Here is an 11,345-nt window from a genome sequence, read left to right as displayed (position 1 = left end):
TACAACATGCGTTCAAGCAGCGGCGGCGCGACCTATAGGGCAGAAGGCATCGGCTACGACCTCGATACGCGCTGCCAGGGTGGTTACAAGGTGCGTGCCTGCAATGCGCAGGCGTGCTCGGCCTGGTCGAACTGAGGTGGACGCGATGAACGCAGGAATAAAGACGCTGCTGAGTCGAGCCGTAGTCGGGGCCGCGCTGATTCTGGGTGGACTGTTCAATCAGGCTGCTGCGGAGACGATTACCTATATCCATACCGATGCGTTGGGGGCACCGGTCGCTGAGACTGACGAGGCTGGCAGCGTAATCCGGCGTACCGTCTATGAGCCATATGGCGCGGTGGTGGGCCAGCCGGTTGCTGATGGGCCTGGCTATACCGGGCATGTGACTGATGCCTCGACAGACTTGAGCTACATGCAGCAACGGTACATGGATTCACAGTTGGGTGCGTTTCTAAGTGTGGATCCTGTATCGGCTATGCGCGATCCGGTGGGCGCATTCGGACGCTACAGGTACGCCAATTCGAATCCCTACCGCTACTTTGATCCCGATGGCCGGCGAGCGTGTGGCAAAGACACAGGCTGCCAGTTGGAGCAGGGGGCGATTGGCGGTTCCTCTGGAGTGAGCAGGTCAACAGCGGGAGTGAGGAGCACTTCTATCGGTGGGCAGCGTCTCGTTGCAGACGAGACGATCAACCGTTCCGCAGGTGCCAATGGGACAAGTGAATTGGTGCGGAATTGGAGCCTTTCTCAGGTTTCGCCAAGAGGTGGTGCGATAGTCCAAGATATTTCAGTTACTGTTGAGGCGTATGACAGGGCAGGGCATCGCATCGTGGGTCTTCCATCCACTCGTTACTGGGAAGCTTGGACGGTGTCTCCAGGGAGTTCGGTTCCTACGCCCTATGGACAGGATACATTCAAGGTCAACAGGCTTCCGAGTGAATGGTATAGGGGAAAGGTGACCTGGTCTGGAAGTGTGAGGTTCTATGAGGGTTTGAGTTTGCCTTCTTCCTTTGTTCCTGGTGGAGTAGGGTTTGCAGGAGTAGTTCCTTCAACATCAGTTGATCCGAAATTGAGTACTTCCTCGGCGACGCCTTCGGTAGATGTTAGATTTCAAGTGGAATGGCCTTGATGAATTATCTGGGTATTGGAGGAGTATATGGAAGTGTTTGCACTTTTTTTTGTTCTCAATGTTGCATTTGCAGGAGGTGGTCAGGACGTTAACCGAAGTGTCACTTCATCAGTTCATGAGATAAAAGCGCAACCTACCGCCGATGGAAGGGCTCTGGGCATGAGTGCCTTGTTCGAATATCTTTCGGGTCTCGGGAAGGAGGAGGTTAATGAAGTCAATAGCTCGACAGTGCGCGAGATCGCTTCACTTCTAGATGTTGATGGCGATGTGGGGCGGTTTTACGCATCGAAGACATTGGCAGTGCTTGGATGCCATTCTCGAGTGGCGCTGCCTCTTCTCCATGATGCAATTAAAAAGACAGAACCCATTGAGTCCAACTTGGGACCGCTGGTTCTTGCACCAGCAGTAAGCCCTCGCGAAGAGATTGAAAAGGCGATCAAAGCTATAGAGGGGACATCAACGTGCGAATTGCCACCGGAGCCGTAGGTTCACCCCCCTAGCAGGCTGGGAAGGTGACGTGGGTTGAGAGTGTGACTCAATGATTGCGGACGTTCTGAGGGGCCAGTAGGCAATTGTCCTCCCGTGGGGGTAATTGACCACAGCGAAAAGCTGCTGCTATGATGCCCAGCTAGGCCGGAATAGCTCAGTTGGTAGAGCGGCGCATTCGTAATGCGTAGGTCGCAGGTTCGACTCCTGTTTCCGGCACCAGTTGTAGTGAAAAGCCTCGGCCTTTGGTCGGGGCTTTTTGTTTGCGCCCGCCGGTTATCATAGGATGGTCACCTCACTGAAGGCTGCAAGCCTTCAGCAACGTCTCGTCATCCCCGCATCCCGTGCCAGCCACCACGCGAGCTGCCGGAGATAACCACCCGCTGCTCCCGCCAACGCGCCGATCAGCAGGGGTGCAAGCACCGTGGTCCCACGCGCGGCCCGCTCCCGCACCCAAGGCAGGACCGCCACCACCTGCGCAGTCAGCAACAGCATCAGCACGTCCATCCCCAGCGCATCCACCACCGGCAACAACGGCAGCAGATCCGGATTGCAGGCCAGCACGATCACCAGCGCGGCACCCAGCACGGCCATCAGGCGGCGCCCGGCGGGCAGGGTGGTCCAGTGCAGCAGTCGGTTGATCAGGTGCATGGCGTTCCTTGTGTCATGTGCCGGAATCCTCATCAGGCCCGATCGGCCGCACCGGCTGCCGCAGCACGGTTTTCAACCGCGCCGCGTCGGTCCTGCGCGGGTCGCTCAGGTAGATCTCATGATGGGGGCCGGCGAAGGTGTAACCCAGTGCGGGCATCACTTCGTCATGCAGATGCGCCAGGACGGGGCCTTCGTCGTCGTAGGCGCCCACGTGCAAGGTCTGCAGGCTGGGGCCCTCGGCAAGGATTTCATGGCGGAGGCTGGGCGGCGCATCCCCCAGTTTCGCGCGCGCCTTGCTGATCGCCGCTTGCCACTGCGCAGGCCGGATAACCTCAGGCGTGCGGATCATCACGGTCCAGGCCCACTCATCCTTGCGTCGCGCGATGAAGCTGGCCGGGTCCTCGGCGCGCCACAGCGCCTCCAGCGGTGGCACCACGTAGTCGCGCCCTTCGGCCTTCAGCGCGAACTTCAATGCATAGCTCACCGAATACAGCCACTGCACGGCCTGCAGGTAGGCGGGGGCCGTGTTCGGGTCGCCGTGACCATCGACCATCACGTAGGGCAGGGGCGGCACATCGACCGGTACGAACCTGCCGGCGGGCGGTTGATAGAGCGCCCGGTCGCGCTTCTTGAAGTCGATCTTGTCCATCGGGGGCTTCCTCCTGTGCAGAGCATCCCACGCCAGGCACCCGCCAGTACGCTGAACCGGTTCAGGTGACTTTGCCGAACGAGGGCGAATGGCCCCACGAGCGCGCGGGGCCGGCACGCAGTCCTGGGTCATGGGCCCGTCACACCTGCGCGGTGCGACAACGTGTCGCAGCCAGAATCGGGCCTTTCCTGCGCTCGATCAATGTCAATGCCTTTCTTAAATGGTGGGTGACGGCCTAAAATTGAAAGGCTGACTCGACCCCACCTCCCTGCCTGTCTTCCGGACCGGTGGGACCGGCTTTTGGCCGGAACAGGCAGGGACGGGGAACGGCATTCCCTCGCAATTGGATCGACCGATGATTCCGTTGAAAACCCTTGGGCGCTGGTTGCGCCCGGGCCTGCTGCTGTCGTTGCTGGTGATGCTCACCGGTTGCGATGCGGTGGCCATCCTCAGTCCGAAGGGCCAGATCGGCCAGGATGAGAAGACCCTGCTGATCACGGCCACCGTGCTCATGCTGCTGGTCGTCATCCCGGTCATCATCATGACCCTGACGTTCGCGTGGAAGTATCGCGCCTCCAACACCAAGGCCCGTTACGAGCCGAAGTGGTCCCACTCGACGGCGATCGAGGTGGTGGTGTGGTCCATTCCCTGCATGATCGTGCTGGTGCTGGCGGTCCTGACCTGGCGTTCGTCGCACGCACTGGACCCGTATCGTCCGCTGGATTCGGACGTCAAGCCGGTCACCATCGAGGCGATCTCGCTGGACTGGAAGTGGCTGTTCATCTATCCGGAAGAGAAGGTGGCGGTCGTCAACGAAATCAAGTTCCCGGTCAACACGCCGCTGAACTTCAAGATCACGTCCGATTCGGTGATGAATGCGTTCTTCATCCCGCACCTGGGCAGCATGATCTACTCGATGGCTGCGATGGAGACCAAGCTCCACCTGATCGCCAACGAGACCGGCGAATTCCCGGGCATGTCCTCGCACTACAGCGGCGCGGGCTTCGCCAAGATGCACTTCACCGCCTACTCGGTCACCGATGCCGAATACCGCCAGTGGCTGGACCAGGTCCGCGCCGGTGAGCAGACCCTGGACAAGGCCTCGTTCAAGGCGCTGGGTGAAGCACGCAACGCCGAGTGGTATCCGGTCACCTACTTCGGCAAGACCGAAGAAGGCCTGTTCGACTGGGTCATCGCCAAGCACATGGGCGACAACAAGCATTACGGCATGAAGCACTCGCATGCCGGTGCCGCCGCTGCCGATGCCGCCACCCATGAAGCGCACGAGGGCCATGCCCCCAGTGATGCGCATGATTCCAAGGAATCGGGTGAAAACCTGGATGCCAACGAACACGAACACGCAGGCCATGCCGGCCACGCGGGTTCGGGAGAATGAACATGTTGGGAAAACTCTCTCTTGAGTCGATCCCCCACGATCCGATCGTCCTGACGACGTTGATCGGCGCGGTTCTTGGTGGCCTGGGCGTCGTCGCCCTGATCACCAAGTTCAAGCTGTGGGGCTATCTGTGGAAGGAGTGGTTCACCTCGGTGGATCACAAGAAGATCGGCGTGATGTACCTCATCGTCGCCTTCGTCATGCTGCTGCGCGGTTTCTCCGACGCCATCATGATGCGTACCCAGCAGGCCATCGCCGTCGGTGGCTCCGAGGGCTACCTGCCGCCGCACCACTACGACCAGATCTTCACCGCCCACGGCGTGATCATGATCTTCTTCGTGGCGATGCCGCTGATCACCGGCCTGATGAACCTGGCCGTGCCGCTGCAGATCGGTGCGCGCGACGTCGCGTTCCCGTTCGTCAACTCGCTCAGCTTCTGGCTGTTCGTGTCCGGTGCGGTGCTGATCATGCTGTCGCTGTGGATCGGTGAGTTCGCTGCCACCGGCTGGCTGGCATTCCCGCCACTGTCGGGCATCGAATACAGTCCAAGCGTCGGCATGGACTACTACATCTGGGGTCTACAGGTCGCAGGCCTGGGTACCACGCTGAGCGGTATCAACTTCTTCATCACCATCCTGAAGATGCGTACCCCCAGCATGAAGCTGATGCAGATGCCGGTGTTCACCTGGACCGCCCTGGTGACCAACGTGCTGATCGTCGCTGCGTTCCCGGTGCTGACCATCACCCTGGTGCTGCTGACCCTGGACCGTTACCTGGGTACGCACTTCTTCACCAATGACGGTGGCGGCAACGCCATGCTGTACATCAACCTGATCTGGATCTGGGGTCACCCGGAGGTGTACATCCTGGTCCTGCCGGCGTTCGGTGTGTTCTCCGAAGTCATCGCGACCTTCTCGCGCAAGGCGCTGTTCGGCTACAAGGGCATGGTCTACGCCACCGCCTGCATCGGCGTGCTGTCGTTCATCGTGTGGCTGCACCACTTCTTCACCATGGGCTCCGGTGCCAACGTCAATGCCTTCTTCGGCATCACGACGATGATCATCTCGATCCCGACCGGCGTGAAGATCTTCAACTGGCTGTTCACCATGTTCCGCGGCCGCGTGCACTTCACCACCCCGGTGCTGTGGACCATCGGCTTCATGGTCACCTTCGTCATCGGCGGCATGACCGGCGTGATGCTGGCGATCCCGGCCATCGACTTCGTGCTGCACAACAGCCTGTTCCTGATCGCCCACTTCCACAACGTCATCATCGGCGGCGTGGTGTTCGGCATGTTCGCCGGCATCACCTACTGGTGGCCGAAGATGTTCGGCTTCCGCCTCAATGAGTTCTGGGGCAAGTGCGCGTTCTGGTGCTGGTTCATCGGCTTCTACGTGACCTTCATGCCGATGTACGTGCTGGGCTTCATGGGCATGACCCGTCGCCTGCAGAGCACGGTCAACCCGGCCTATGAGCCGCTGCTGCTGATCGCCGCCGCAGGTGCCTTCATCGTTGGCGCCGGCATCCTGTGCCAGATCATCCAGGTGGCCGTCTCGATCCGCGACCGCAAGAAGACCGTCGACCTGACCGGCGACCCGTGGGATGCCCGTACGCTGGAGTGGGAAACCTCTTCGCCGCCGGCCTTCTACAACTTCGGCACGCTGCCGGAAGTCACCGAGCTGGACGATTTCTGGGAGCGCAAGCAGCGCGGTGAAGCCTGGCCGAAGCCGGCCAAGTACACCGACATCCACATGCCGCGCAACACCGGCACGGGCGTTGTCATCGGTGCCTTCAGCCTGGTGTTCGGCTTCGCGATGATCTGGCACATCTGGTGGCTGGCCATCGTCGGCTTCGTCGGCATGATCGCCACGTTCATCTACCGCACCTTCGACCAGGACGTGGACTACTGGGTCCCGGCCGCCGAGGTGGAACGCATCGAGAACGAACACCGCAAGCACCTGGAAGCCCAGGGCCTGGTGAAGTCGGAGCTGAAGGCATGAGCACCAATACCTCGACCCTGAGCCACGGGCACGCCGCGCACGCGGCGGCCCATGGCCATGACGACCACGAGCACCACGACACCGGCGGCAACACCGTCTTCGGTTTCTGGGTGTACCTGATGAGCGACTGCCTCATCTTCGCCTCGCTGTTCGCCACCTACGTGGTGCTGGCAGGCGGTACCGATGGTGGCCCGACCGCGAAGGACCTGTTTGAACTGCCGTTCGTGGCGTGGGAAACCGCGCTGCTGCTGACCTCGTCGCTGACCTTCGGCCTGGGCATGATCGCCATGCACCGCAAGCAGGTTGGCCAGATGTTCCTGTGGCTGGCGGTTACCTGGCTGCTGGGCTTCGGCTTCATGTGCATGGAAGTCTATGAGTTCCAGCACCTGATCCATCAGGGCTACGGTCCGGACCGCAGTGCCTTCCTGTCGGCGTTCTTCGCCCTGGTCGGTACCCACGGCCTGCACGTCAGCGCCGGCCTGCTGTGGCTGCTGGTGATGTTCGTGCAGCTGAAGAAGTACGGCCTGACCCCGACCAACAAGACCCGCATGGCGTGCCTGAGCCTGTTCTGGCACTTCCTGGACCTGATCTGGATCGGCGTGTTCTCCGTCGTCTACCTCAATGGAGCGCTGTAATGGCACATGACAACCACGCACACGACCACGGCACCGGCGGCGAAAGCCACGGCAGCGTGAAGTCGTACCTGATCGGCTTCGTGCTGGCGGTGGTGCTGACCGTCATCCCGTTCTGGATGGTGATGTCGGGTGATTTCTCGCGCACCGTCAACGGTGTGGTGATCGCGGTCACCGCGGTGCTGCAGATGCTGGTCCACCTGGTGTTCTTCCTGCACCTGGACCGCTCTTCGGAAAGCCGCTGGAACGTCAACGCTGCGGCCTTCACCGTTGTGGTGATCGGCATCATCGTGATCGGCACCCTGTGGGTCATGCACAACATGAACGTGCACATGATGCACTGACGTCCTCGCGACGTTGCCACGCAGAAAGGCCGCCCTCGGGCGGCCTTTCTGTTTGCTGTGGTTGCGCGTTTCGTGCACCCACCAGGCTGGTAGTGCCGGCCGCTGGCCGGCAATTACGCGAAGCCGGCCAGCGGCCGGCTCTACCAGGAGATCCACGCCATGCGTGGATGGGGTCAGAGCCCTTGCCTGTGCAAGAGATCCCACCCGGCATGGCCGGCACAGGGTGGTAGTGCCGGCCGCTGGCCGGCAATTACGCGAAGCCGGCCAGCGGCCGGCTCTACCAGGAGATCCACGCCATGCGTGGATGGGGTCAGAGCCCTTGCCTGCGGCAAGGGATCCGACCCCGGACCTGGCGCCTCACCCCACCCGGCGCAGGAATTCCTCGGCGTCCATCGGTCGGCCCAGGTGGTAACCCTGCAACTGATCACACCCCAGTTCGCTCAGGTACTCGCGCTGCGCCTGCGTCTCCACGCCCTCGGCCACCACCTGCAGCTGCAGGGTGCGGCCCAGCGCGATGATCGACGAGACGATGGCGGCGTCCTCGTCATTGCGCTCCAGGTCGTGCACGAACGCACGGTCGATCTTCAGTTCGGTGGCCGGCATGCGCTTGAGGTACAGCAGGCTGGAATAGCCGGTGCCGAAATCATCGATGGCGATGTGCACGCCCATCGCGGTCAGGTCGTTGAGAATCGCGAGGCTGGCATCGACGTCCTTCATCGCCGTGGTCTCGGTGATCTCCAGGGTCAGCCGCGCCGGTTCGATCCGATGCCGGTGCAGCACCTCGCGCACGCTGTCCAGCAGTGCCGGCGAGGCGAACTGCAGCGGCGAGAGGTTCACCGCCATCGACCATTCCGTATGCCCGGCCTGGTGCCATGCCCGCAGCTGCGCACAGGCGCGGTCCAATACCCAGTCACCGATCGGCAGGATCAGGCCGCTGCGCTCGGCAATGGGGATGAACACGTCCGGCGCCAGCAGTCCCAGCTCCGGGTGCTGCCAGCGCAGCAGCGCTTCGGCCCCGGTGGCCGGTGCGCCGGCGGCAGGGAACTTGGGCTGGTAATGCAGGATCAGTTCGTCGCGGGCGATGGCCTTGCGCAGGTCCTGCAGCAGGCGCAGCTGGCGGTTGGCACTGAGCTGCATCGAGGGGGTGAAGAAGGTGTAGCCGTTCCGCCCGGTTTCCTTGGTGTGGTACATCGCCGCATCGGCGTGGGCCATCAGCTCGCGCTCGTTGCCGGCGTCATCCGGGTACAGGGCAATGCCCAGGCTGGCGCTGACCTGCAGTTCGGCCGCATCCAGCAGGAACGGTTCGCCGGCCGCGGCGATGATGCGCTCGGCCACCACCACCGCATCGTCGGGAATGTCGATGGCCAGCACGATCACGAACTCATCGCCGCCGAGGCGGGCCAACGTATCCTGCGGTCGCAGCTGGCCGCCGATGCGCTGTGCCACCGCCACCAGCAGGCGGTCGCCGAGCTGGTGGCCGTACGCATCATTGACCGCCTTGAAGCCGTCCAGGTCGCAGAACATCACCGCCACTGCATGGTTGCGGCGCCGCGCCTTCTCGATCGCCTGCTCGATGCGGTCCTGCAGCAGCATGCGGTTGGGCAGCTGGGTCAACGGGTCGTGCAGCGCGGCCTGGATCAGCTTGTCGTTGGCGTGCGCCAGCGAATCGGCCAGCAGACCGGTGCGCACGCGCATCTGCCGGTCGAACAGCGAGGCGACCAGGGCGATGCCCAGCGTGGCCACGGTGGTGACGATCACCAGCACCGCCAGCCAGCGCGTGTCGATGCCGCCACTGCCGACGGCGCCACAGATGCTGCCTTCGGGGAAGCGCGCCGCCGCCATGCCGGTGTAATGCATGCCGACGATGGCCAGGCCCATCACCAGCGAAGCAAGCGCGCGCAGCAGCAGGGTGTTGCGCCGCTCGGCGCGCAGGCGGAAGGCGATCCACAGTGCGGCGCCGGCGGCACCGATGGCCACCGCGATGGAGGCGGCAAACCAGCCCGGGTGGTAGTCGATGCCCGGCTGCATGCGCATCGCCGCCATGCCCAGGTAGTGCATGGTGGCGATGCCCAGGCCCATCAGCACGGCCCCGGCCAGCAGCCGGCGCCACGGCAGGCTGGGCCGCGACACCAGCCACAGCGCATAGGCCGAGGCGCCGATCGAGACCGCCAGCGAGTACAGGGTGATGCCAAGGTCGTAACCCACCGGAATCGGCAGGTCGAAGGCGAGCATGCCGATGAAGTGCATCGACCAGATGCCCAGGCCCATGGCCGCCGCGCCGCCGGCCAGCCACCAGCGGGCCACGCGACCCTCGGCCGTGGCCAGGCGCCCGGCCATGTCCAGCGCCGTGTACGAAGCAAGAATGGCCACCAGCACGGAGATGATGACCAGGCTCTGACTGTAGCTGCCAGTCATGATGAATCCAGTGGGGGAGGGAGGGGCGCCCGCAAGGCGCACGCCCGCGACCCCTATCGGCGCAGGTGGGCAGGACTTGAGTGGTCGCAGCACCTGCGACCCGGCTCGGCTATCCTGCCACGCCTGTTCCCGTAGCTGGAAATCATCCGATGGCAAAAGCCCGCACCGCCTACGTCTGCAATGAATGCGGCGCCGAATTCAGCAAGTGGCAGGGCCAATGCACCGAGTGCAACGCCTGGAACTCGCTGTCGGAGATCGTGCTGGAAAGCGCGGCGGCGGCCAAGGCGCCGGCTTCGCGCCGGGCCGGCTGGGCCGGCAAGATCGACCCGCCGAAGATCACCGCCCTGAAGGACGTGGAGCAGACCGAGCATCGCCGGGTCTCCACCGGCATCGGCGAGTTCGACCGGGTGCTGGGCGGTGGCCTGGTCGAGGGCGCGGTGGTGCTGGTCGGTGGCGATCCGGGCATCGGCAAGTCGACCCTGCTGCTGCAGGCGGTGGCGAAGATGGCGGCCGAACTGCCGGTGCTGTACGTCACCGGCGAGGAATCGCTGGCGCAGGTCGCCGGCCGCGCGCACCGCCTGGAGCTGCCGCTGGACGGGGTCAACGCACTGGCCGAGACCGGGGTCGAATCGATCCTGCAGCATGCGTCCAAGGCCGGCCCGCGGCTGATCGTGGCCGACTCCGTGCAGACCCTGTGGACCGAGAGCCTGACCGCCGCGCCCGGTTCGGTCAGCCAGGTGCGCGAGAGCGCGGCGCGGCTGGTCCGGTTTGCCAAGGAGACCGGCACGGCCGTGTTCCTGGTCGGCCATGTGACCAAGGAGGGCGGCATCGCCGGCCCGCGCGTGCTCGAGCACATGGTCGATGCAGTGCTGTATTTCGAGGGCGAGAGCGGCAGCCGCTTCCGCCTGCTGCGCGCGTTCAAGAACCGCTTCGGTGCGGTCAACGAACTGGGCGTGTTCGCGATGGGCGACAAGGGCCTGAAGGAGGTCTCCAATCCATCGGCGATCTTCCTGTCCGGCGGCAGCACCCATCAGCCGGGCAGCTGCGTGATGGTCACCCGCGAGGGCACCCGGCCGCTGCTGGTGGAGGTGCAGGCGCTGGTCGATGCGTCGCCGCTGTCGAATCCGCGCCGTGTCGCGGTCGGCCTGGAGCAGAACCGCCTGGCCATGCTGCTGGCGGTACTGCACCGCCACGGTGGCGTGCTGGTCGGCGACCAGGACGTGTTCGTCAACGTGGTCGGTGGCATCCGCGTGCAGGAAACCGCCGCCGACCTGCCGGTGCTGCTGGCCGTATTGTCCTCGCTGCAGGACCGGCCGCTGGCGGAAAAGACGATTGCGTTCGGCGAGGTGGGCCTGTCCGGTGAGATCCGGCCGGTGCCCAATGGCGAAGACCGCCTGCGCGAGGCCGCCACCCATGGCTTCAAGCGCGCCATCGTGCCCAAGGCCAATGCGCCCAAGGGCGGATCGGTGAAAGGCATGGAAGTGATCGCGGTGGAGCGCCTGTCCGAGGCCATCGACGCGGCGTGAGGCACTGGGGGGACTGCTGCGGGGCCTGCCTCCACATACGTCATATACGGCAACGGTCAGGCTGGCTGTGCTAGTTTTTCCCGCTCGACGAAGGCGCCCTCTGGCGCCTTTCCGTGC

Annotated in this window: 10 protein-coding genes and 1 tRNA gene; 8 read left to right on the top strand and 3 right to left on the bottom strand. The window is 63.6% G+C overall.

Annotated features, from left to right (window positions below; genetic code table 11):
* The first annotated feature begins 145 nt into the window (after positions 1 to 145).
* The 3 genes from AC5P6H_RS10910 (at position 146) to AC5P6H_RS10900 (ending at position 1,837) form a co-directional block, all read left to right on the top strand.
* Positions 146 to 1,129: an RHS repeat-associated core domain-containing protein gene (locus tag AC5P6H_RS10910; RefSeq protein ID WP_495202596.1), complete on the top strand. Its 984-nt coding sequence runs from the start codon at positions 146 to 148 to the stop codon at positions 1,127 to 1,129.
* A gap of 27 nt (positions 1,130 to 1,156) precedes the next feature.
* Positions 1,157 to 1,615, top strand: a complete 459-nt coding sequence (locus AC5P6H_RS10905; protein ID WP_152906973.1) for a hypothetical protein — start codon at positions 1,157 to 1,159, stop codon at positions 1,613 to 1,615.
* Between the two features lie 146 nt (positions 1,616 to 1,761).
* Positions 1,762 to 1,837, top strand: a tRNA-Thr gene (locus tag AC5P6H_RS10900).
* A 93-nt stretch (positions 1,838 to 1,930) separates the two neighbouring features.
* On the opposite strand, the gene AC5P6H_RS10895 is transcribed toward AC5P6H_RS10900, so the two are convergent.
* Both AC5P6H_RS10895 and AC5P6H_RS10890 read right to left on the bottom strand, forming a co-directional pair.
* Entirely contained in the window at positions 1,931 to 2,266 is a 336-nt protein-coding gene (locus tag AC5P6H_RS10895) for a hypothetical protein (RefSeq protein WP_049441473.1), read from the bottom strand.
* A 13-nt stretch (positions 2,267 to 2,279) separates the two neighbouring features.
* On the bottom strand, positions 2,280 to 2,915 hold the full coding sequence (locus AC5P6H_RS10890) for a GyrI-like domain-containing protein (RefSeq protein WP_495202595.1): 636 nt from the start codon (positions 2,913 to 2,915) through the stop codon (positions 2,280 to 2,282).
* A 355-nt stretch (positions 2,916 to 3,270) separates the two neighbouring features.
* Between AC5P6H_RS10890 and cyoA the strand changes: the two genes are divergently transcribed.
* Genes cyoA through cyoD form a run of 4 tightly spaced genes read left to right on the top strand, consistent with a single transcriptional unit; the run spans position 3,271 to position 7,287 of the window.
* Positions 3,271 to 4,311 carry a ubiquinol oxidase subunit II gene (gene cyoA, locus AC5P6H_RS10885; RefSeq protein WP_014646391.1) on the top strand — a complete coding sequence of 347 codons (1,041 nt, stop codon included), beginning with the start codon at positions 3,271 to 3,273 and terminating at the stop codon, positions 4,309 to 4,311.
* A 2-nt stretch (positions 4,312 to 4,313) separates the two neighbouring features.
* On the top strand, positions 4,314 to 6,311 hold the full coding sequence (cyoB, locus tag AC5P6H_RS10880) for a cytochrome o ubiquinol oxidase subunit I (protein WP_032956371.1): 1,998 nt from the start codon (positions 4,314 to 4,316) through the stop codon (positions 6,309 to 6,311).
* The gene (gene cyoC / locus AC5P6H_RS10875) at positions 6,308 to 6,946 is read left to right on the top strand and encodes a cytochrome o ubiquinol oxidase subunit III (RefSeq protein WP_014646393.1); all 639 of its coding nucleotides are present in this window, start codon (positions 6,308 to 6,310) and stop codon (positions 6,944 to 6,946) included. The genes cyoB and cyoC overlap by 4 nt, the downstream gene beginning before the upstream one ends.
* Entirely contained in the window at positions 6,946 to 7,287 is a 342-nt protein-coding gene (cyoD, locus tag AC5P6H_RS10870; protein ID WP_005415725.1) for a cytochrome o ubiquinol oxidase subunit IV, read from the top strand. Before cyoC ends, cyoD begins: the two co-directional genes overlap by 1 nt.
* Before the next feature lie 357 nt (positions 7,288 to 7,644).
* Here the strand turns inward: cyoD and AC5P6H_RS10865 are convergent, their stop codons facing one another.
* Positions 7,645 to 9,702, bottom strand: coding sequence for a bifunctional diguanylate cyclase/phosphodiesterase (locus AC5P6H_RS10865; protein WP_241886612.1), 2,058 nt, complete (start codon positions 9,700 to 9,702; stop codon positions 7,645 to 7,647).
* Positions 9,703 to 9,851: 149 nt separating this feature from the next.
* Here AC5P6H_RS10865 and radA point away from each other — a divergent pair, with 149 nt between their 5' ends.
* Positions 9,852 to 11,228 carry a DNA repair protein RadA gene (gene radA / locus AC5P6H_RS10860; protein WP_014646395.1) on the top strand — a complete coding sequence of 459 codons (1,377 nt, stop codon included), beginning with the start codon at positions 9,852 to 9,854 and terminating at the stop codon, positions 11,226 to 11,228.
* The last annotated feature ends 117 nt before the right edge of the window (positions 11,229 to 11,345 follow it).

The organism is Stenotrophomonas sp. YJH_SMC_110 (assembly GCF_059369255.1).
This window is presented reverse-complemented; position numbering and strand designations above follow the sequence as displayed.

Bases quoted from the DNA above. Each gene is read 5' to 3' on its own strand.
- AC5P6H_RS10910 (WP_495202596.1), top strand. From the start codon at position 146: ATGAACGCAGGAATAAAGACGCTGCTGAGTCGAGCCGTAGTCGGGGCC.
- AC5P6H_RS10905 (WP_152906973.1), top strand. From the start codon at position 1,157: ATGGAAGTGTTTGCACTTTTTTTTGTTCTCAATGTTGCATTTGCAGGA.
- AC5P6H_RS10895 (WP_049441473.1), bottom strand. From the start codon at position 2,266: ATGCACCTGATCAACCGACTGCTGCACTGGACCACCCTGCCCGCCGGG.
- AC5P6H_RS10890 (WP_495202595.1), bottom strand. From the start codon at position 2,915: ATGGACAAGATCGACTTCAAGAAGCGCGACCGGGCGCTCTATCAACCG.
- cyoA (WP_014646391.1), top strand. From the start codon at position 3,271: ATGATTCCGTTGAAAACCCTTGGGCGCTGGTTGCGCCCGGGCCTGCTG.
- cyoB (WP_032956371.1), top strand. From the start codon at position 4,314: ATGTTGGGAAAACTCTCTCTTGAGTCGATCCCCCACGATCCGATCGTC.
- cyoC (WP_014646393.1), top strand. From the start codon at position 6,308: ATGAGCACCAATACCTCGACCCTGAGCCACGGGCACGCCGCGCACGCG.
- cyoD (WP_005415725.1), top strand. From the start codon at position 6,946: ATGGCACATGACAACCACGCACACGACCACGGCACCGGCGGCGAAAGC.
- AC5P6H_RS10865 (WP_241886612.1), bottom strand. From the start codon at position 9,702: ATGACTGGCAGCTACAGTCAGAGCCTGGTCATCATCTCCGTGCTGGTG.
- radA (WP_014646395.1), top strand. From the start codon at position 9,852: ATGGCAAAAGCCCGCACCGCCTACGTCTGCAATGAATGCGGCGCCGAA.